Source organism: Microcoleus sp. Pol12B4 (assembly GCF_036701385.1).
GTDB lineage: Bacteria > Cyanobacteriota > Cyanobacteriia > Cyanobacteriales > Microcoleaceae > Microcoleus.
This window is the reverse complement of the sequence record NZ_JAUBQR010000128.1, coordinates 1-19,519: the sequence shown is the minus strand read 5'-3', so window position 1 is coordinate 19,519 and position 19,519 is coordinate 1. Positions and strand designations below refer to the sequence as shown.

Here is a 19,519-nt window from a genome sequence, read left to right as displayed (position 1 = left end):
ATATATTTGGCTGCCCAATGAATTTTTTATGCCTCAGTTTCTAACTGAGCCAGCTTTTCTTAGTCTAAACTCCAGTACCCCAGACAAGCCGTATTTAGGATTAAAGCTGAATGTAGATCCGCGCCAACTTTGTGACATTATTACTGCCCAAACCAAGCCAAGTGCGAATAAGAAAGAAAACTCTGTTAGAGGTTTGTTCGTCAGCACCGCCGATGCACCGTTGCTCGATTGCGCCCTCAGACTGACAAGACTTTTGGATACGCCACAGGATATCCCTATCCTGGCACCGATGATTATCCGCGAAATCTATTACCGCCTTTTAATAGGCGAACAAGGCGAAGCAGTCCGCCAGATTGCGACATCTGGCAGCAATATGCAGCGCATCGCTTCGGCGATAAAACTCATCAAAGCTGATTTTACCAAGCCGATGCGGGTTGAGTATCTCGCAGGACAAGTCCATATGTCTCCTTCATCTTTCCATCACCATTTTAAAGAAGTGACATCGATGAGTCCACTTCAATATCAAAAGCAATTAAGATTATTAGAAGCACGTCGCCTGATGCTTGCCGAAAACTCCGATGCGGCAAATGCTGCTTATCAAGTGGGTTATGAAAGCCCCTCACAGTTCAGCCGCGAATATTCTCGTATGTTTGGTGCGCCGCCGATTAAAGACATTGAGCGTTTACGTACTGCTTGAGCGTAACTGTTTCGACTATATTGATTTTGTTCCGTTAATACAAGTGGAGGATGAAAGAAATGCAATATAGCGGTAAATGGCGGATCACAGAGATGGGAATGTGGGATAGTGATTACTTGGACATGGAGGTTGAAGCGTATATCGAGATCGATCAAACAGGTTCAGGAGAATTTCAATTCGGTTTAGTATCAGGTGAAATTGACGGCGAAGTCGTAAAAGATGGAAAGGATCAGCGATTTGAGTTTACATGGGACGGTAATGATGAGAACGATCCTGCATCTGGTAGCGGTTGGCTCAAATTAAAGGATAAAAACTCGGTAGATGGTCGAGTCAAATTCCACCAAGGGGACAGTTCTAGTCTTGTGGCTAAGCGCATTAGTAGTAAATAAGCGATCGCACTATTGGTTGTGCGATTTTTTTTAACCGCCGATGAACGCAGATGAACGCAGATAAAATTCCATCCGCGTTCATCTGTGTCCATCCGCTGATATCTGCAGTAACAAAATCCAACTCTAACCAATAACCAATAACAACTGACTTAGGTTTCTCATGAAGGATTAATCGCAAACTCGCCCTCACTATCAACCTCTGCCGCACTTGTCACTACATCCAAAAACGCAAACACGGCCGGAACTAACAGCGCATCCCTCAAAACAGCCACCCCAATTACCCTCTCAAAATCCGCCGGCAAACTGCAAACTTTCACCGAAGCAGGTATCGGTTCTGCGGCCAAACGGGGCAGAATTGCTGTACCCAAACCTTGCATCACCATACTGACAATAGTTGAATCTTCGCTGAGTTCGTAACCGATATTTAAGGGAAACCCCGAAGTTGTCAAATATTTGCGAAGCGGTATCGAACAAGGATTTTCTGCCGGCTGCAAAATCAGGGGATAGTTCGCTAATTCTTCCCAGGTAATCTTAGCACTTTTACATTGTCCATTCGGCGGCAGCAACACAACATATTTATCCCGCAAAATTTCTCTAGTTTCAAATTCATCGGAGATGGGAAGAGAGACAAAGCCGATGTCTGCTTTGCCCGATCGCAAAGCTTCTTCCACAGCTTGAGTATAATAAACTTCGGTAATGGTGACCGCAATTTTGGGAAAGCAACTGCGAAATTTAGCAATAATACCCGGTAGGATATGAGTTGCGACACTCCGAAAAGTAACTATCCGTACCTGGCCTCCCTGCAAACCTTTTTCTAAATCCGCTTCTTTGACCATCATTTCTAAGGCGCAGGCTATTTGACGCCCGTGAAGCAGCACCCTTTCCCCCACCGGCGTCAGTTGAGCACCGTGCCGCCCCCGGTGGAACAGTTGAACTCCCAATTCTGTTTCTAAAGAGGCGATGGCGTGGCTGACGGCGGATTGGGACAGTTCCAATTGCAAAGCCGCCTCGCTAAAGTTTTCACAGTCTGCTACTGCTAGCAAAGCCTGAATTTGAGAGAATTTCATCCGCCGCGTATTGATTTCGTTCATAGCGTTTGTGCCAGTAGTATCCAAATTGTCACAAGGGCTTCGATATATCGATTTTATTCATACAACCTATGCAAGCAATGCTTTGATTGTCAATTGCCCGAGAGTTAAGGTTAATTTATCAGGTAACAGATCAACTTTTACAGGACTTGCACGACAACAATATTGTGCTGTAATTGCGATGAAATTTTTGCAGTCAACAGCTAGTTTTTGTAAATTTATTGGTGCAATTTTTGTAGGATTTAGCACTTTAAGGTGTTGGCTATGTCTACTTACAAAAGTCGGATAAATCCCCGAAGAATGAAGTGTTTTTCGATTGCCGATCGAGCTAACCAATCCGAAAAACAGAAAGGGCAATCTTTCTTTTCAGCTATAAATCAAATTGGGCAGTTTTTCCTCTACCTCATTTCTGGTGAGGACGAACTGAGAATTTGGCAGAAGTGCGATCGCTATGGTAACACTTGGTGGCACGGTTGCGATCGGGCGACTGGTCGTTCTACCTGCGTGGCGACGGATGATGAAATGCGTGCTTGGATCGATCGGCGTTATTGCCAATAGTAGTGTGTGGGTTGCGTGGAAATGCAGTCCTACATTAGCAATTACCCATTAGCAATTAGCAATTACCAATTACCAATTACCAATTACCAAGTAGGAGATGCTATGCTTCAAATATCTTCCAAATGTGCAGCGCCTGATCGCATTATTCTGATGGAAAACGAGGTATACAGATTGCCTCAAACTCATCGAGAAATTCAAGTTTTGTCAGGAATCGCTTGGATCACGCTTGACCAACAGGACATCATCTTGCAAAGCTCTGAAAAAGCATCGCTTCCACCTAGCAAAAACTTTGCTATCATATCCGCTCTCAACAATATGCCACTGATTCTGGCAGTCTGGCAAGACAAAAACCAAGCCATGCGATTTTAGATTTTAGATTTTGGATTGAAGAATTGGGGATGACTGATTGTGTATGGGTTTGAAGCGCGGGCATACAGTTGCATTCTTTTTTACAACGGGTATCGGAACCTAGCGACTGAAAAAAAAATCGGCAGGAACACCCCAAAGAGCTCTATCTTAATAGGTATAACTTGGCTCTTGGAGGACTCGATCGGTGAACAGCCGCTCTTACCACTTTAGCTATATCGCAGCTATAAGTCTTGTCTTATCGCCCGCACTCAGCTTGCTGGCAATTTCAGACGCTGGGGCTTATGCCCCAAGTATAAATGCGAGGCGGGCCAACGCTCGCGATAGCGCCCAGGCAACAGACCCCAAAACGCAAGCAGACGAACTTTTTGAAACAGCAGTAAAACAGCACCGCGAGGGTTTGTTTCGAGAAGCAATCGAGACTTTTGAGCAAGTTTTGGCAATCCGCAAGCAACTCGGCGACCAAGCCGGAATCGGAGAAACCCTCAATAATATGGGGGAAGTTTATGGCGAAATGGGTTTGAGGCCCAAAGCTTTGGAAGTTCTGCAGCAAGCTTTAGTCATTCACCGAGAAATCAGCGGAGGGCGTCGTATCGCGCGCACTCTCAATCTCATCGGTTTCGTTAACCGGATTGGGGACAATTTTTCCGAAGCGATGAAACTGCACCAAGAAGCTTTGGAACTCGCCAAAACTACTGACGACAAAATTGAAATTGGAGAATCCCTCCACAACATCGCGGCCGTGTACGCAGAACAGGCAGATTACGCCAAGGCGATCGAATTTTACCAGCAAGCGCGGACGATTCGCACGGCATCAGGCGATCGGCGCGATTTAGGCCGTACCCTCAATAACATGGGCGGCGTCTACTACAATATCGGCGACTTTAATAGAGCGATGGAATTTTATCACCAAGCCTTAGCAATTCGCCGGGAAATCGGAGACAGGGCTGGCGTCGGCCGCCTCCTCAACAACATGGCACTTACCTCTCGCAAACTCGGCAAAGATACTCAAGCGCTGATCTATTTTCAGCAAGCAATACCGATGTTAGAAGCAATTGGTGACAAGACAAGTATCGGACGCTTGCTCAACAATATGGGCGCAATTCATGAAAGTCTTGGTCAATATCCTCAAGCTCTAGAATCCTACGAGGGAGCTTTGAAAATTGCCCGCGAGGGCGGTGATAAAGCCGGAGAAACTAAAGCGATGGAGGGCATTAAGCGATTGTCTTCCGGTCAGCTTGTACCGCAATAATGACAGTTAAGCGGTTCGGCGTATCGGGTCAAGATTAGACTTGCATTGCATAAGTCTTCGTCGATAGAGCAACCGCATATTTAAGGCAGAGAAACACAGATAAACGCAGATAATTGAAGCAAGTGAAAACGATTGAATGCAATCTTGTCTATTGGAAACGATCGACTTTGCCGACGGTTTGGCAATCATCTGCAAGTCGTTGTGTAATTGGTTGCCAAAAATATATAACTAAAAAAGAGGAAAAAGGCTTCAGAGGCGCTATAATTTGATTAATATCGCGATCGCAAGATAGAAATAGTTTCTGTAGTAATTCGTCTGTAAGCTGGGCTGCATCACACTTAATCTAAGCTATGGATATCCGTACCGAAAAACCAGAAGATTTAGAAGCTGTTCGCAAGGTCAATGTTGAGGCATTCGGGCGAGAAAATGAGGCTAACTTAGTCGATCGATTGCGGGGAATTGCATCTACATTTTCCTTCGTTGCCGTACAATCCGATCGCGTTGTCGGACACATTTTCTTCAGTCCGGTTGTCGTCGAAGGAAAATGTTCTAGCAATTTGTCTATTCTGGGGTTGGCACCAGTCGCCGTTCTTCCCGGCTATCAGCGGCAAGGTATAGGAACGCTACTGATTCGGGAAGGTTTAAAAGAGTGCGGGCGATCGGGATTTCAGGCAGTGGTTGTGCTCGGTTATCCAGATTTTTATCCGCGTTTTGGATTCATTCCTGCTAGTAGAAAGAGCTTAAAATGTGAATACGATGTGCCCGATGAGGCTTTTATGGTATTGGAGTTAGAAAGTGGAGCTTTGCAGGATTGCAGCGGCACGGTGAAGTACCGATCGGAGTTTAGTCTATGCGAGTGACGAAGCGACAGTTTTTCTGATGATGTATCGTACAACCAACATTACACAATTGACATTGAGGAGTCAGAGTGGGAAGCTGTTGTGCTGTACTTGCCTTTGTGAAGCATAAAACTTGCACAACTATTGCCCAGCAAAGTTATTTAAACGCCCCCTTTTCCCTTCTCCCCTTTTGCGCCTTGCAAAGCAAAAATCGGAGTCAGAGCAGATTTCCCCTTCAGAGAAACAGCTCCCAAAGCCTCGCAAATGAAGTTTAGCCCGATCGCCTCAAACACCCTTTCACCAATCAAAATTTGGTTTTCCGCCGCCTTGCTCATCAACCGAGCCGCCGTATTCACGGTATCGCCGAGGATATTAAACTCCCTGCGTCCTCGCGGTTCCCCAACCTCAGCAGCAAACACCGGCCCCAGGGATAGCCCAATTTGACAGCTTACTTTTATTTCTTCACCCGCGATAATTACCAGAGGCAAACCTCCAATGATATCTCGGATCGCAATCGCCGCACTAGCCGCGCGGCTGGCGTCATCCGTGTGAGCGTCGGGCACGCCAAAATAAATCAGCATATCCGAACCATCTAAGTGCGCCGTTACTTTTTGCAACACGCCCCCTTTAGCTGAGACTACAGCATCGATCGACGCAAACACCCGAGAATAACTCACTACCAGATTGACTTCTTCCTCCGGCGAAGCTTTCTCCACAGACTCCGGTAAACCAATCAAGTTGACAAACATCACCGTCGGTTCAGGAAAATCCGGCGGTATTTTGCGCCGATCGGCATTTTCAACCAGCAGTCTCAGGATCGTTTTGGGAATATAACTAGCAAGGGGTTCAAGCCGCTTCACAGCTTCCCCGATTTCGCTTACCAAACCCGGAACGCTGCGATCGAGCAATACCGAACTCGGCATCCGCCGCCCAGTCAAAGTGATATCATACTCTCCGAGTCGATCGTCCGTGAAATCGTCCGCCACCAAAAAATAACCCTGTTTCCCGGGTTCAAAACGAAATTGCTCTCCCAAAGACTCTCTAGCAGTTTCAGTCACACACACCCGCCCCACAGTTCCAGAACCCTCAGCTTGCTTGGCTTGCTGAACTGAATGCCCCAGCAGTACGTGAGCCATCCGCAGAGGGGTACCGATGTCAGCACTAATATAGCGGCCGCAGTGGATGCCCACCCGCATCCTCAAAGACAAAACACCCCGCGCCGTTTCAATATGGGCAAATTCAGCCATCGCCCGCTGCATCCGCAAACCAGCCCGCACCGCCCTCGCTGTATCCTCTTGGTAAACTCCTGACAGAAACTGCACCAGCATCGCATCTCCGGTAAACTCCAGCAAATCCCCGCCCGATTTGCTGACAATTTCAATCATCGAGGCAAAATAGTCGTTAATCACACCCAACAGGCTTTCAGCTCCCTTGCGCCCCTGGGTCGCATTCGCTTCCAACAGCGAGGTAAACCCTGCCAGATCCGTGAACAGCAAGGTGCCTGTTTGCCACTGGTAGCGCACCTCGCCCGGATTGGGCGGAGATTCGGACACGGGCCGGGGCACGTAGTCGTGGAGGATGTAGCGCAGAGTTCGCAGGTGATCGAAAACCCCCATTAGCGTAGCGGGGGACGGATCTACCCACGCAGCAGCGTACAGTTGAGCGGAAAGGAGCGATCGCAGTCGGAGTTCGATCGCAGCTAAGGGAGGATTGTAGGTTAATCTATTAATAATTTCCACCTAAGTTTATTCTTAAAAAATAAGGTAAGTTCGATCGCTCTAGAGGCAACACCAATAGCTCGACTTAATACCATTATGATAAGTTTCCAGTGAACCCATACCAACCAAACCCAGAACCGACGATAGAAACTTCCGAAAGTCACAGTTTGCTAGCTCCCGATTTGATCCGAGCTGCTCGATCCGCCTATGGTATGTATCTAAAAGTGCATTCCGAGCAGATGCAGCGTCCGGCCGGTGTAGTTGTCAGTCAAGGAAGCGATCGAGGTCAGGTAATTTTTGCTTCGCAGCCCGTTTTGTTGCCCGGTGAACGTTTTGTTACTTTTGACGAAATTGAATCTCAAATGTATTAATTGGTAATTGGCCATTAATCATTGATAACTAATATTATGCCCGCTCCTACGATCGCAATAAAATAGGTTTCTAGTGCATACCTAAGTTTTCAGGATTTTATGAAAACTTGCATTCTTGACCATTAACACCTTTTATGATGGTGACTGATCGGACACGCTCTAAAAAACTAACAACTAACAAGTGACACATAACTGCAGCCAACAATGAACAGTCAACAGACAAATTAATGGAAATTATCTTTAATTGCCTTGTCACGGCGATCGTCTTTATTCTCGGATCGGCTATTGGCAGTTTTCTCAATGTGGTAGTCTATCGGTTGCCTGCGGGTTTGTCGGTGATCCACCCTCCTTCTCGCTGTCCCAAATGTTTAAATCAGCTCAGAACTTACGAAAATATACCCGTTTTCGGTTGGCTGTGGCTGCGGGGACGCTGCAATCACTGCCGCAGTCGGATTTCTGCCCGCTATCCGCTGGTGGAAGCAGCTACGGGCTTGCTGTTTTTGCTCATTTTTTGGCGGTTTGGCGTAACCGTGCAAACTCTGGGTTTTTGGGCTTTGTTTAGCTGGCTGTTGGCTTTGTCTTTGATTGATTGCGATACAATGACTTTGCCTAATTCTTTAACTCGATCGGGTTTGGTGCTCGGATTGGTTTTCCAGGTGGCGAAAGGTTGGTGGCCGACATTTAGTCCGATCGACTCGGTACACTATCTGGTACTCGACGGGATCGCGGGAGCAGTTGTGGGGTTGTGGCTGTTTGACGCGATCGGACTCGCCGGGACGATTGGCCTGGGCCAGAATGCTATGGGCGCCGGAGATACCAAATTGGCCGCCTTGATGGGAGCTTGGCTGGGCTGGAAATACTTGCTGCTAGCGGGATTCATCGCCTGTTTAGCCGGGGCTTTTGCCGGTGCTGGGGCGATCGCTATCGGGTTACTCGATCGGCGTCAACCGATGCCTTTCGGTCCGTTTCTGGCTCTCGGTGCAGCAATTACTGCTCTGTGGGGAAAAGCGATCTTATCTACTTACTTGCAGTTGTTTTTCCCGAATTTTAGTTTCTGATCGCCAGGTAGTCAGGTGCGATCCAACATAACATTGTCTCAAAAATTGGTAAAATTGTTCCGTGTCTTGGATTACACTTACAACTACTAGCTTTCGTTGGGAAGCGGAATTAATGCAGCAGCTCCTGGCTGCTCATCAAATCCCGGCCCGGATTGTAGACTTGGGCATAGCATCTTATTTCGGGGCTGGAAGTGCTACAGCCCTGCAAGTTCTTCCACAACACCAGCGAACAGCATGGCTCCTCATCAGTCCAGTTGAAGAGGACAATAGTCAGTAGTCAAGTCTGTTGTTTATTGTCTGTTCTTATTGGTTATTGGTTATTAGTTATTAGTTATTGGTAGCAGCTAAAACTCACAAATAAAAACAGCCAACAGCCAACAGTCAACAGTCAACAGTCAACAGTCAACAGTCAACAGTCAACAGTTAACAATTACTAAGTTTTAATGTCTCTATTTGATTGGTTTGCAAATCGACGAAAATCAGTACCGAACTCCCAAGAACGGCCGGAACGAGAAATTGCGGACGGACTTTGGAATAAATGCGAAGCTTGCGGTGCCCTGAGTTATACCAAAGACCTGCGAGCAAATCAAATGGTTTGCTTGGAATGCGGGCATCATATCAGAGTTTACAGTGACGATCGCATCGAGCAGTTGATCGATCCCAATACGTGGGTGCCCCTTAACGAAGGACTGCACGCCACCGATCCCCTAAAATTTCGCGATCGCAAAAAATATAGCGATCGACTCCGAGAATTTCAAGAAAAAACAGGCCACCTAGACGCCGTAGAAACAGGCATCGGCAAACTAGAAAATTTGCCAGTCGCCCTCGGAGTCATGGAATTTCAGTTCATCGGCGGCAGCATGGGCTCAGTTGTCGGAGAAAAGCTGACTCGCCTCATCGAACACGCCACGCGGGAACGCTTGTCCGTGATCATTGTCTGCGCTTCCGGTGGTGCAAGAATGCAAGAAGGAATGCTCAGCTTGATGCAAATGGCTAAAATCTCCGGGGCTCTGGAACGCCACCGGGAAGCAAGACTGCTTTACATCCCGATTTTGACCCACCCGACCACCGGCGGCGTCACTGCCAGTTTTGCCATGCTGGGAGACATTATAATTGCAGAGCCAAAAGCTACTGTGGCCTTTACGGGCGGCCGGGTAATCGAGCAAACTCTGCGGGAAAAGCTGCCGGAAAATTATCAAACTTCCGAATACTCCTTCGCCCACGGTTTTGTAGACTTGATTGTACCCCGGACTCAATTAAAGAAAACTCTCGGTCAGCTCATCAGCCTCCACCAGCCCCAGCCTTTCTTTGCCGACTCGGAATTCCCCGCCCTTAATGGCAGCGATAACCACGCTTTACCCCCGCAGACTCACGCTTTCAAACTTTCTCCCTAAGCTGCCGCGCCGGAGGATTGTCTGTTGGTGAGTGCGGGACACCGAGGGAAATTGCTGAGGAATTGCGAAAAACCCGGCTTCTACCCACAATATTGAGTTTGTTAACGAGACGTTCACGCAGACACCAGGTTTTGAACCCCGCCCGCGCAAGTCCTATTGGTAATAACGACCCAGCAGTGGGATGATATTGATCGGAAGTTGATTGGCCCTGAAGTTAGGCTGGGCAAAAATGCCTAGTCGCAGTTAGCGGTTAGTTAGCTTGCGATCGAACAAAATCTCAGAACAAACTAACAGAACAAGCTAACAGCGCTTTCTAAAATTGTCCGGCTTTCAGTTAATAGCCGTCAACTCAATTTTGACCTGTCAGCGACCTAAAAATTATGGGTTTTGCAGACCTGTCCATCGCAGAAATAGCAGAGGACTTCAACGTCCCTGTTGAAGACGTGATCCGCTTGTGCGATGAGTTGGAAATTTCCTACAAGCACCCTCAAACCCGTTTGGCTTTGGAGGATGTTAAGGCAATTATGTCCACTCTCGAAAAAAGGCGCGACTCAAAACTTCTTGCAGATTAGCTCGCAAAATTCCTCTACCTTTAAAGGTATAGCTGCACAAACTTTCGCCAGTTGTTGCAGAATCAGGGAATTTTGAACACACATCTGTTTGCCAGGTATGATCTCTTAGCGTTCAATAATTTTCCGGATTTTTTTAAGGAGAACCATGCTTAAAAGATATTTCATTGCTCTGACCGCTGTATTCTTGACATTTCAGTTATTTGTCAGCAGTGCGATGGCTGTCGAACTGAGTCCTGAACTTCGCACTGTGACTTTGAATGACAAGGGTGCTCCAGTGGTGCTGAGCCTCAAACAAGTTCAGCAAGGCAAACGCCTGTTCAATTCGGCTTGCGCTCAATGTCACGCTGCAGGCATGACCAAAACTGACCCCAACGTGAATTTGAGTCCGGAAACTCTGGCTTTGGCCAACCCGCCCCGGAATAATATTGAGTCGCTGGTGGACTTTATGAAAAATCCCACCACTTATGACGGGTTTGAGGAAATTTCGGAACTGCATCCGAGCATGAAGAGTGCGGATATTTTCGCTGAGATGAGAAATCTCTCGGATGACGATTTGTACGCGATTGCTGGTCACATTCTGTTGCAGCCAAAAATTGTCTCCAAGCAGTGGGCTGGTGGCAAAGGCGCTCGCTAATCGATTTTAGATTTTGGATTTTGGATTGAGAGAGGGCTGAAGTTCGGCAATAGTTGCTGGCTGGTCGTTTTTCGCTCTAAAATCTGAAATCTAAAATTTACCTCCGGCTCATTGATTATCGCAAAAGGTTGTAGTCCCTCATGCTGCGTCGTGGTGCTTTTGTCTGCTTTCTGTTGGGGATGTTAATTATTTTGCCACTCGTGCTGTTGGCTCCTCAACCTGTTTTGGCTGCTGCCGATTCTTACGTGAATAGGTATTTACAAGCCAGCGAACCTGTGGCTCTGGAGTTGGACTCTGAGGGACATACTCGCTTGTTCTCCGCTCAGGATTTGTCTGCGGGCAAGGTATTGTTCGAGCAAAGTTGCCTCAATTGTCACGTCGGAGGAGCTAATTTGCCCGATCCGACGATATCTCTGTCTTTGGCTGACCTCAAGGGGGCAACGCCTCCCCGCAACAACATCAATAGTTTGGTGGCGTATCTGAGAGAACCGATGACTTATGACGGTACTGAGGAGACTTTTTGGTGCCGCCAAGTGCCGGAAAGCTGGATGCCACAAGCTGAGATTGAAAATTTAGCGGCTTTTGTGATCCGGGCTGCTCAGAAAGCTCCGGGCTGGGGCGTGGAGAATTTTGAGAGTTGAATTGCCACTACCAAAAAGTGGTAAATTACTCGGAAGAAGGCGATACAACTGCGCGATCGCGCCTGTTTTAACAGGTAAAATATCTAAAGAATCACCCTTTGCGTGTCCATTAGAGGAGAACTGCGTTGAAAAGACTCTTATCGATCGCCCTGTTAGCGATCGCAATTTTTACCGTCGGCTTTGGCCGCCCTGCTTTGGCAGGAGATGCCGCTAACGGAGCTAAAATCTTTAGCTCCAACTGTGCTGCTTGTCACATCGGTGGCGGCAACGTGGTTATGGCCATGAAAACCTTGAAAAAGGAAGCTCTTGAGAAGTACGGTATGAATTCTCTCGAAGCTATTACCACTCAGGTAACTAAGGGCAAAAATGCTATGCCTGCTTTCGGCGCCAAGTTGAAGCCCGAACAAATTGAGGATGTAGCAACCTACGTGCTCTCCCAATCTGAGAAAGACTGGAAAGGCTAAACTGCCTCTTTGAAGTCGGGCAGCCTAGGCGGGTTTGATTTAATTTAAAACTTGTCCTCCCGATCGCACCCTCTCTCACCCTTTGGCGAATAAATATCGGTTTGCAGCGATCTTAACCTATTTGGGAAAGGGCGCCAGAAATCGGATTTTTATTAGCTCAAGGGCGAGGGAGGGTAATTTTATTTTAGATTTTAGATTGAAGATTTTAGATTGAAGATTTTGGATGGAAGATTTTAGATGGAAGATTGCTAAATGCTGATTTAGTAGAAATTGTCAAGCAATTTATATTAAGATTTATTGTGGCTGCGCTTCCTAAATTAAAAGTGTGTGCTAGGATATAACCCCTTATTAGCAAAGCTTTGAAATCGAGATTAAAGTCGATCTGCAAAGTGGAATCTACACCTGCCATGAACGTAAAAACATCAGCAAAAGTTAAAACTCAAGTTAAAACTCTCGGAGACGCTGCATCTGGGGCGATTGAGAAATATTTCCGCAAAAGTGTAGCGCACGAGGCTGAAGTTATCAAAGACAAAGACGCGGAAGAACTTCATCAAATGCGCGTGGGATTGAGACGTTTGCGATCGGCTGTGACTGGTTTTGCTCCGGTTTTAGATTTGCCAAAAGAGGCTTCTGAAGGCAAGATTGGTAAGGTGGGGCGGATTCTGGGAACGCTCAGGGATTTGGATGTGATGCTCGAAAGTCTCCAAAACCGCTATTACCCAAATTTGCCGGCTGACGAACAGAAGGTTTTGGATAAGGCTTTGTTGAATTTGCTCAAACAGCGCTACCGGGCTTTGAAAGGGGTGAGGGCGATTTTAGAGCACAAAAGCTACGAATCGCTGAAGCAGTCGATCGAGGATTGGCTGGAAAAACCGAAGTTTCAGGCGATCGAACATTTGCCAATTGCTGAGGTTTTGCCAGATTTACTGTTACCTCAAGTAAGTGAGTTTTTCCTGCATCCGGCTTGGCTTTTGGGTACAGAATATCCAGATGGCAAAGTTAAAGTTGTTGATGATTTAAATGCTGAGGCTGTCGAAGAGAAGTTAGCAGCCGAGGGAACTATTCTGCACGATTTGCGGAAGCAAGCTAAGCGGGTTCGCTATTTGATGAATCTGTTTGGAGATTTTTACAGCGAGACTTACGAAGTTTATGTCGAAGATGTGAAAGCTATTCAGGAATGTTTGGGCGATATTCAAGACAGTGAAGTTTTAGACGAGTTTCTGACAGATTTTGTCGATCGCGATTTGAAAAAAGAGTTGCCCAAGTTGGCTGGTTTGTTAGCCGAAAATCGCTATGCAGCTTGGCAAAAATGGCAGGTTTTACAGCGCAGGTATTTGAATTCGGAAATTCGGCAAGGTTTGCGATCTGCTTTAATTCATCCTGTTGTTGAAGATACTGCGAGGGAAGATTCGTCGCAGGAAAGTTAGGTTTTTCGGGCCTAGAGAATGCGATCGACTGGCGGGAGGAATTAAAAGAGGGATATTTGGAGGGACACGGCATTGCAGTGTCCTTCATTGTGTAACTCAATAAAGGGCGATCGCTCTTGGAGATAGGTTCAAGAAAAAACCTTAACAATTACTCTTTCCAGTAACAAGTTAAAAGCCGAATTACTTCACAAATATGAAGTAAAAGAAAGGGCGATAAGCTGTTGTGCATCTAATTTGACAGTCAATTTTTCTACAATTATTGTGGAACGGGCATCCTGCCCGTCTTTGGATTCAATTTAAATACGTAGCAGCTTAGAGTTTTTTACCCTAGCACATCACGACTGCAACCACTTCATAAACTTATTCGTCGCAGTACCAATAGACTCTCCGACTTGTTTCTTCAACCGCCACCGCCCAAATGCTTTTTCGTACTCTTCCCCTTCATTTTGATACACATTCCAAGCATTTAGCGACAATCCCAGTCCCCACGTTAGTAAAATGAACAGCGACCAAGAAAGCTCGTGCGACCCAGCTAGATTAAACAAAACTAGAAAAGTATTGATAATTGCGTACTTGGTCACATTTTTCTGCAATTTGCCACGACGGTAACGATTAAAAGCCAGTTTTTCTTGAACTTCTCCTCTATTTGCTAACCATTGCTGTTCCGCCGCTACAATATCCTGTTCGGAAATGCCCAATTCCGCTGCAATCTCAAAAAGCTGCACTCTGGATAATTCCCCTTCATCTTGTCGGCGTGCGATCGCAAGCTGTAAAATACCCTGAGCATCCTCTGAACCGTAAACTTGACTTATTTGATTTTCATGAGTTGCCATAACAAGTTTCCTATAATTCCTGACATCCTTTCTATAATAGATATAGGCGCACTTAAACGACAGGTAGTGACATTGGGGGATTTCAACACCCGGACCTTTGAGTGAGCGAGACTCCTCACTATGGTAGTGGAAATCGAAAAACCGATATACTACCTCAAATTGAAACTAATTAATTTCCCGAACTTTGACTAAGTTTGCTATCTCGTTTCAACATAAATTGATAAAATATCCCAAACAAAATCACCGCAATCATTCCCACGACTAAAGAACCTTCACCCTCATGCCAATATTTAAACAAATCTAGGCGATTAGATGCAACTAACAATGCCATTCCCGCCACTCGAAAAACATTAATAATAAAACCACAAATGACAGCGACACCTATTACCAAAGCCTTATTTTGTTTAGTAGGAAACATCACCAAACAAACTACAGCTAAACCTAATAAATAATTCATTGCCTCTATACCCGAACAACCCCCATTTACCAACACCCTTCCTGTCGGTAAAGCAACATAATTACCATCACGTGTTACATTAAAACCGATATACCACAAAGAATAATAAGCAAATTTAGCAGTAAGCGAGGTAATAAAATCCACTAAAGGTAACGTAATGACACTAGGGACGCCATGAAAAAATAGTATTACCAATTCACGCCAATATAGTTTTAAGTTATGAAAACCTACCGCAAGTAGGCTCAAACCTAAACCAGACAAAAAAGGTGCAAGTCTTAAAAAAGGATCAAATTTACTGGAAACCACAGCACTTTTAAATAAAATAATAGCTATTAATAGCGTCCCTGCTACTCTCGACCATAGGTCACTTTTTATCTCACTCTGTTTAAGAATATCCTGGTTGTCCCAAAGCAGGGAACCCACAGCGCACCAAAAAACTATACTCATCCAAAAATGAGCAATATCGTCCAGTTTCCAAAGAAGTGTCATATTCAGAGTTACTAAAGCTGTGGCGATAATGATGAGCCAAAAAAGTTTTCTCTTGAACATTTTAGATATTAGTTATTAGTTGATTAATGAGAGCAATACTTCGGACAGTTTGTGATTGTCAACCTTAGAATAAAGGTTTCCAGTCGATGCGGCAGTCGAAGTACCAACGCAAAATCCAGGGTTTCAGACTCGGAACTAAAAACAGTCCAGACTATTGTTTGTTAGATCATATCATAAAAATAGTAGGGGATGTAAACAACTCATTAGCTTGAACCCCTCCTACGCAAAGGACTCGGAGGATTTTAAGGGCTGTAAATCTTTGAGATGAGGTTAGTAGACATTCAGGAATTTGATGGGTAGTGAAACTCAGATGCAACCCATAGCTCAGCATTAGGACACCTATGGAAAAGATGGCTACTCGAAATGATTGGTTGGGTGCCTAGCACTGGCTTACTCAGGCGCTGTAAGCAAAAACTACCAAGGGAGTGAATCAACAATAATTAAAAATAAGTAGCCTTAATGAGGCTTGGGTTTCTTGAGAGTAGACGCAATTGGTACACCGCAGGGTGTGACACTGAGGTTTGAGTAAATAAGGTTGAGCGAGTTAGATATTGAGCAATGCTCCATGGTGATTATCTGCTTTTAAAGAATCTCAGTGCCTTTATAGCAATCCTCGCATCATTTGTAAATTTCTTACTTCCGAGCAAGCGGGTTCGGGGAGGGTTGGGGTGGGGTAAAAAATTTACGACTCCTGCAAGGGTTGCTATATATGGGAAATGCTTCAGAAACGGTCTTACGGTAGTTCTTAAATGTGCGGTCTAGGGGCGATTTGACGGGAGCATCTCAATGAAAGCAGACAAGCTAGAAATTGGAGTTGGGAGGCCGGTGGAAAGAGGAAGAAGGAAGGAGGCGGAAGAAGTGTTTTTACAAATATGAGATGCTCCCTTGAGATAGGCTTCTAAGTCCGAGGTTTGCAGGGTGGCGTGCTATCAGATACTAAGAAACCTGGTTTCTTGGTGAAACCAGGTTTTTAGCTCGAACATAAAATAATCAGTGTGGCATCAAGCCAGAATCGAAAATGAGTTCAAATGATAGCTTATTCAGCTTTTTGAGCCTGAGCGCGTTGCTTTTTGAACATAGTACCAAACCCAACAGCGGCTCCAGCAGCAAGCATTGTTAAAGGTTCGGGAGTAGCTTCAGTGTTGCTAGTGCTGCTGATGTAAGAATCGCTTGCACCATTGGGTAAGGCTTGAACGTGCAAACCTAGTTTTAAGGCACCGGTATTCAAAGCGGAAACTACATTAGCATAATTTCCAGTAAAGCTCACTCCGAAAGTTTCGGCACCTTGGACACCCCATTTATTACCACCACCATTATCCCTGGTGAAGGCATAGTCTGTAGTGAAACCATTACCACCTTGAGGCAACTGATCGTTACTAGCACCACCACTAAAGGCTACGGTACCAATGTTACCAACGTTAGCCACGGCATTAGAAAGATAGCCATTATCATCAAAAAGAACTTTACCGATAAACATATTAGAGGCGACAGCATTTCCCGAGTTGGAAATGTTAAAAAGAACTGATGCTCCTTGGTCAATTACGTCAAAGGAAAAGCTACTTAGATAGTTATCTCCAACCGTATCGCCACCAGCGATATTACCAAAGCTGAAGGCAGAGGCAGGTGCTGCAGATACTGCACTAACAGCGGCGACACCGGCGACAGCTAAAATAGATTTGACTAAGTTTAATTGGAATTTCATGGTTGATACCTTTATTTTTAAGTGGGGTAGAAGCTGGTTTTTTTCTTTCACATATTCAATCTAAACGGAAACACAAGTTAATGCAAGTAGTTTTGATAAAGATTCGATAAAGATTCAGGATAGGCTGATGGGATTGAGGCAAAACGCCTAAATTGATGAGTTCTAGCTAGCTATTTCCTATGGCGTGCATCAAAAAATAGGGGTGCTGCCATCCGGATTTTATTCCTGACTTTTCTCTATTTCAAAAAGCTATAACCCACCTTCCTTACCAGGGTTTTTACACAGCATAATTACTGATAAAAGTGTTTTAAAGCTCTAATTTATGCCCTTGAAAAATTTTTTATCAGTTAATGTACGGTATAAAAGTTTAAGTGATAGCTTGATTGCTGGGTAAAAATAGGTAAAAACCGATGGTGACATTTGAAGCTGCGGAATGTGGGCTATAACTCAGGAGACAATCTTGGAGCATATTCGGTGCGTCGATCCTCGCTTTCGGATTCAGTAACCAGCGCCATTTAGACTTATATGTTGCACCATTACCAAGAACCGGCTCTGGGGCCCGTTCCACAAAGAATGAGTTTTCTTGTGGGGAGTGGGGGTCGGGCAGAAGAGGCAGCCCAAAACAGGCTTGTTGATCATGGTGCAACATCTCAGTTGAGAGACGAATGGTTTCGGTGGTCGTTATTATCTGTGATGCCGGAAATTTGACCGACTAAAGGGACGACTCGACTTTCTGGGACATAGTTTTCGGAACGCCTGTACCGTCAGGGCTGTTTCATTCTCAGGAAAATCAGCTTTTTGTACGGGTCGTGCCAAGAATGCCGACCCGACCCATCCAGGATTTGTTAGGCATTTGGTGGAATTGCGGCAGCCACGGGGGGCTAGCCACGGGGGGCTGCCCCTACAAGAGAATGAAACAGCGCTGCGTCTACCGTAGAAGGCGCGGTGGTCGTTATCTAAAAATGTTGGGACTAATAATTCTATTTCTGGGTCTGCTTTCGCTAAAAATTTGTTAATATTATTCCGAAAAAGCTCTATTCCAAGATTTAACGGGTGATAAGCAAGTAGAAATAGTAGACTCAGTAAGGGTTTGAGTAGCTTGCGATCAAAAAAATGTGTGCGTGCGATCGCTACTTTTGAGATTTTCTACACGGTCAAATGAGGATCGTTGGCGATCGCTACCATAAAAATTGTCAATAGACTTCTGATAATTGCTACTCTCTTGAGGGAGGTTCAAGAGCCTAAACCCTATAAATATCAAGGTTTAAGTGGCGTTGTCACCCCGTCAATTCCCAAATGCAATTTGGCACTGTTTGAGGACAGCGGAAGGAACCGCCGCAGTCAGCAAAAATTTTCCCAGCCGTTGATTGAAGGTTCTCCGAGACGATCGACTCATTTGACATCTAAATGATCAATGATCATCTGAACACAGGATTATCAGCAACAACTCAGCTAAAACATCTCGCGCTAAACTGCTAGAGAATTGACAAGCTTACCCAGCAAAAGTTCAAGTGCAGTTGATTATGGTCAACGGTTGTGCTCAATCCCAAAACCTTTTTCTGCGAAAACACCCTGAAAATCCGATCGACTGGTGGGTTTGGTGCGACGAAGCCTGAGAAAGGGCCTGGAGGGAAAATAAACCGATTTTCCTGTCAATTCGCTACTCTACCTGCCACTGGTGTAGGGTGATGGAAGGGCAAGCATTTTGCGATCGCGCGATCGCAAGCTGTAAAATACCTTGAGCATCCTCTGAACCGTAAACTTGACTTATTTGAGTTTCATGAGTTGCCATAACGAGTTTCCGATAATTGCCGAAATTATTTCTCTCATACATATAACCGCAGTTAAACGGCAGCTAGGAATAGGTGGCGGATTTCAACACCCTTTTAAGAACAGGCAAAATGCCTGTTGCACAAAAGAGTCTACTTATTGTGGAACAGGCCGGAAAGCCTGTTGCCGATAGAGCTACAAAATACCAATAACTAACCCAAAGTATACATCCAGCCATCCCTCGCACAAATCCTCACAATTCCGTCCCAAACTACAGGCGTCGCCTCAAATGACAAACCTGGCTTAAATCTCCCCGATTCTATTACTTTCAAACGGTAAAACTCGCCTTTAGCATTTTTCAAAGCATTCTGATCCCCCGGCTTTGCTCGTTCCCAATTCAAATTGAACAAATAAACACCGTTGTATCCCGCACTAATCAGTTTATTACCATCGGTGAAAATCGGAGTCGAAATTGAAGAACCAATCGCTTTTTTAAATACTATTACCGGAGTGTCATAAGACTGATTTCGCCAAGGCACAGAAGTTTTTTTGCCTGTAATCATATCTTGTGAACCGATGTACAAATTGCCGTCGATCGCATTTGTGGCAAAAAGCGCCGGAAACTCGCCTGAATTGTACTCGTCATTCAACGCCACCGAGCCAATTATCCCGCCTTCCCAGCTAGAAAGTCGGCGATTTCCGGTAGGTAAAAACCATTCGACGCTGGCATTCGGTTCCTT

21 protein-coding genes and 2 pseudogenes are annotated in these 19,519 nt (G+C 45.5%); 16 read left to right on the top strand and 7 right to left on the bottom strand.

Features of this window, described 5'->3' with window-relative positions; translation table 11 throughout:
* Together QUA38_RS17820 and QUA38_RS17815 are read left to right on the top strand one after the other, a co-directional pair.
* The coding region (locus QUA38_RS17820) for an AraC family transcriptional regulator (RefSeq protein ID WP_333163959.1) at positions 1-697 on the top strand (697 nt) is incomplete at its 5' end.
* 50 nt (positions 698-747) lie between these two features.
* Positions 748-1,086, top strand: a complete 339-nt coding sequence (locus tag QUA38_RS17815; RefSeq protein ID WP_333163957.1) for a hypothetical protein — start codon at positions 748-750, stop codon at positions 1,084-1,086.
* A 158-nt stretch (positions 1,087-1,244) separates the two neighbouring features.
* On the opposite strand, the gene QUA38_RS17810 is transcribed toward QUA38_RS17815, so the two are convergent.
* Positions 1,245-2,177 (bottom strand): LysR family transcriptional regulator, encoded by a 933-nt coding sequence (locus QUA38_RS17810; protein ID WP_333163955.1) that lies wholly within the window; start codon positions 2,175-2,177, stop codon positions 1,245-1,247.
* A 297-nt stretch (positions 2,178-2,474) separates the two neighbouring features.
* On the opposite strand from QUA38_RS17810, the gene QUA38_RS17805 reads away from it, so the two are divergent.
* The 4 genes from QUA38_RS17805 to QUA38_RS17790 all read left to right on the top strand — a co-directional run bounded on the left by QUA38_RS17805 (position 2,475) and on the right by QUA38_RS17790 (position 5,210).
* Positions 2,475-2,732 (top strand): hypothetical protein, encoded by a 258-nt coding sequence (locus QUA38_RS17805; RefSeq protein ID WP_333163954.1) that lies wholly within the window; start codon positions 2,475-2,477, stop codon positions 2,730-2,732.
* A 21-nt stretch (positions 2,733-2,753) separates the two neighbouring features.
* Positions 2,754-3,101: a hypothetical protein gene (locus tag QUA38_RS17800; protein WP_333163952.1), complete on the top strand. Its 348-nt coding sequence runs from the start codon at positions 2,754-2,756 to the stop codon at positions 3,099-3,101.
* A gap of 184 nt (positions 3,102-3,285) precedes the next feature.
* Entirely contained in the window at positions 3,286-4,350 is a 1,065-nt protein-coding gene (locus tag QUA38_RS17795) for a tetratricopeptide repeat protein (protein WP_333163950.1), read from the top strand.
* Positions 4,351-4,700: 350 nt separating this feature from the next.
* On the top strand, positions 4,701-5,210 hold the full coding sequence (locus QUA38_RS17790; protein WP_333163948.1) for an N-acetyltransferase: 510 nt from the start codon (positions 4,701-4,703) through the stop codon (positions 5,208-5,210).
* Positions 5,211-5,350: 140 nt separating this feature from the next.
* Here QUA38_RS17790 and QUA38_RS17785 read toward each other — a convergent pair whose 3' ends face one another.
* A complete protein-coding gene (locus QUA38_RS17785) occupies positions 5,351-6,928 on the bottom strand; it encodes an adenylate/guanylate cyclase domain-containing protein (protein WP_333163945.1) in 1,578 nt (525 codons plus the stop codon).
* An 89-nt stretch (positions 6,929-7,017) separates the two neighbouring features.
* Between QUA38_RS17785 and QUA38_RS17780 the strand changes: the two genes are divergently transcribed.
* The 9 genes from QUA38_RS17780 to QUA38_RS17740 all read left to right on the top strand — a co-directional run bounded on the left by QUA38_RS17780 (position 7,018) and on the right by QUA38_RS17740 (position 13,468).
* On the top strand, positions 7,018-7,278 hold the full coding sequence (locus QUA38_RS17780) for a hypothetical protein (protein WP_006633439.1): 261 nt from the start codon (positions 7,018-7,020) through the stop codon (positions 7,276-7,278).
* 227 nt (positions 7,279-7,505) lie between these two features.
* Positions 7,506-8,336 carry a prepilin peptidase gene (locus QUA38_RS17775; protein ID WP_333163943.1) on the top strand — a complete coding sequence of 277 codons (831 nt, stop codon included), beginning with the start codon at positions 7,506-7,508 and terminating at the stop codon, positions 8,334-8,336.
* A 61-nt stretch (positions 8,337-8,397) separates the two neighbouring features.
* Positions 8,398-8,613, top strand: a complete 216-nt coding sequence (locus QUA38_RS17770) for a hypothetical protein (RefSeq protein ID WP_333163941.1) — start codon at positions 8,398-8,400, stop codon at positions 8,611-8,613.
* Positions 8,614-8,779: 166 nt separating this feature from the next.
* Positions 8,780-9,730, top strand: coding sequence for an acetyl-CoA carboxylase, carboxyltransferase subunit beta (accD, locus tag QUA38_RS17765; RefSeq protein WP_333163939.1), 951 nt, complete (start codon positions 8,780-8,782; stop codon positions 9,728-9,730).
* Between the two features lie 380 nt (positions 9,731-10,110).
* Positions 10,111-10,302, top strand: a complete 192-nt coding sequence (locus QUA38_RS17760; RefSeq protein ID WP_333163937.1) for a translation initiation factor IF-2 — start codon at positions 10,111-10,113, stop codon at positions 10,300-10,302.
* 145 nt (positions 10,303-10,447) lie between these two features.
* Entirely contained in the window at positions 10,448-10,936 is a 489-nt protein-coding gene (gene psbV, locus QUA38_RS17755; protein WP_333163935.1) for a photosystem II cytochrome c-550, read from the top strand.
* Positions 10,937-11,076: 140 nt separating this feature from the next.
* Positions 11,077-11,577 (top strand): photosystem II cytochrome PsbV2, encoded by a 501-nt coding sequence (gene psbV2, locus QUA38_RS17750; protein WP_190733403.1) that lies wholly within the window; start codon positions 11,077-11,079, stop codon positions 11,575-11,577.
* 125 nt (positions 11,578-11,702) lie between these two features.
* Positions 11,703-12,041 (top strand): cytochrome c6 PetJ, encoded by a 339-nt coding sequence (gene petJ, locus QUA38_RS17745; protein ID WP_333068405.1) that lies wholly within the window; start codon positions 11,703-11,705, stop codon positions 12,039-12,041.
* A 407-nt stretch (positions 12,042-12,448) separates the two neighbouring features.
* Positions 12,449-13,468, top strand: coding sequence for a CHAD domain-containing protein (locus QUA38_RS17740; protein WP_333163961.1), 1,020 nt, complete (start codon positions 12,449-12,451; stop codon positions 13,466-13,468).
* A gap of 335 nt (positions 13,469-13,803) precedes the next feature.
* On the opposite strand, the gene QUA38_RS17735 is transcribed toward QUA38_RS17740, so the two are convergent.
* From QUA38_RS17735 to QUA38_RS17725, 3 genes are all read right to left on the bottom strand, one after another.
* Entirely contained in the window at positions 13,804-14,301 is a 498-nt protein-coding gene (locus QUA38_RS17735) for a 2TM domain-containing protein (protein WP_333163933.1), read from the bottom strand.
* Between the two features lie 169 nt (positions 14,302-14,470).
* Positions 14,471-15,307, bottom strand: a complete 837-nt coding sequence (gene crtA / locus QUA38_RS17730) for a cyanoexosortase A (protein ID WP_333163931.1) — start codon at positions 15,305-15,307, stop codon at positions 14,471-14,473.
* Positions 15,308-16,343: 1,036 nt separating this feature from the next.
* Entirely contained in the window at positions 16,344-17,060 is a 717-nt protein-coding gene (locus QUA38_RS17725) for a PEP-CTERM sorting domain-containing protein (protein WP_333163929.1), read from the bottom strand.
* Between the two features lie 1,472 nt (positions 17,061-18,532).
* On the opposite strand from QUA38_RS17725, the pseudogene QUA38_RS17720 reads away from it, so the two are divergent.
* A pseudogene (locus tag QUA38_RS17720) lies at positions 18,533-18,733 on the top strand (DUF255 domain-containing protein); the annotation flags it as partial.
* Here QUA38_RS17720 and QUA38_RS17715 read toward each other — a convergent pair.
* A complete protein-coding gene (locus tag QUA38_RS17715) occupies positions 18,670-18,801 on the bottom strand; it encodes a hypothetical protein (RefSeq protein ID WP_333163964.1) in 132 nt (43 codons plus the stop codon). The pseudogene QUA38_RS17720 and the gene QUA38_RS17715 overlap by 64 nt on opposite strands.
* A 190-nt stretch (positions 18,802-18,991) precedes the next feature.
* Positions 18,992-19,519 (bottom strand): annotated as a pseudogene (locus QUA38_RS17710) (hypothetical protein); the annotation flags it as partial.

Excerpts from the sequence above, each read along its gene's own strand:
- QUA38_RS17815 (WP_333163957.1), top strand. The coding sequence starts at position 748 with ATGAAAGAAATGCAATATAGCGGTAAATGGCGGATCACAGAGATGGGA.
- QUA38_RS17810 (WP_333163955.1), bottom strand. The coding sequence starts at position 2,177 with ATGAACGAAATCAATACGCGGCGGATGAAATTCTCTCAAATTCAGGCT.
- QUA38_RS17805 (WP_333163954.1), top strand. The coding sequence starts at position 2,475 with ATGAAGTGTTTTTCGATTGCCGATCGAGCTAACCAATCCGAAAAACAG.
- QUA38_RS17800 (WP_333163952.1), top strand. The coding sequence starts at position 2,754 with ATGCAGTCCTACATTAGCAATTACCCATTAGCAATTAGCAATTACCAA.
- QUA38_RS17790 (WP_333163948.1), top strand. The coding sequence starts at position 4,701 with ATGGATATCCGTACCGAAAAACCAGAAGATTTAGAAGCTGTTCGCAAG.
- QUA38_RS17775 (WP_333163943.1), top strand. The coding sequence starts at position 7,506 with ATGGAAATTATCTTTAATTGCCTTGTCACGGCGATCGTCTTTATTCTC.
- accD (WP_333163939.1), top strand. The coding sequence starts at position 8,780 with ATGTCTCTATTTGATTGGTTTGCAAATCGACGAAAATCAGTACCGAAC.
- QUA38_RS17760 (WP_333163937.1), top strand. The coding sequence starts at position 10,111 with ATGGGTTTTGCAGACCTGTCCATCGCAGAAATAGCAGAGGACTTCAAC.
- psbV (WP_333163935.1), top strand. The coding sequence starts at position 10,448 with ATGCTTAAAAGATATTTCATTGCTCTGACCGCTGTATTCTTGACATTT.
- psbV2 (WP_190733403.1), top strand. The coding sequence starts at position 11,077 with ATGCTGCGTCGTGGTGCTTTTGTCTGCTTTCTGTTGGGGATGTTAATT.
- QUA38_RS17740 (WP_333163961.1), top strand. The coding sequence starts at position 12,449 with ATGAACGTAAAAACATCAGCAAAAGTTAAAACTCAAGTTAAAACTCTC.
- QUA38_RS17735 (WP_333163933.1), bottom strand. The coding sequence starts at position 14,301 with ATGGCAACTCATGAAAATCAAATAAGTCAAGTTTACGGTTCAGAGGAT.
- crtA (WP_333163931.1), bottom strand. The coding sequence starts at position 15,307 with ATGTTCAAGAGAAAACTTTTTTGGCTCATCATTATCGCCACAGCTTTA.
- QUA38_RS17715 (WP_333163964.1), bottom strand. The coding sequence starts at position 18,801 with ATGGCAACTCATGAAACTCAAATAAGTCAAGTTTACGGTTCAGAGGAT.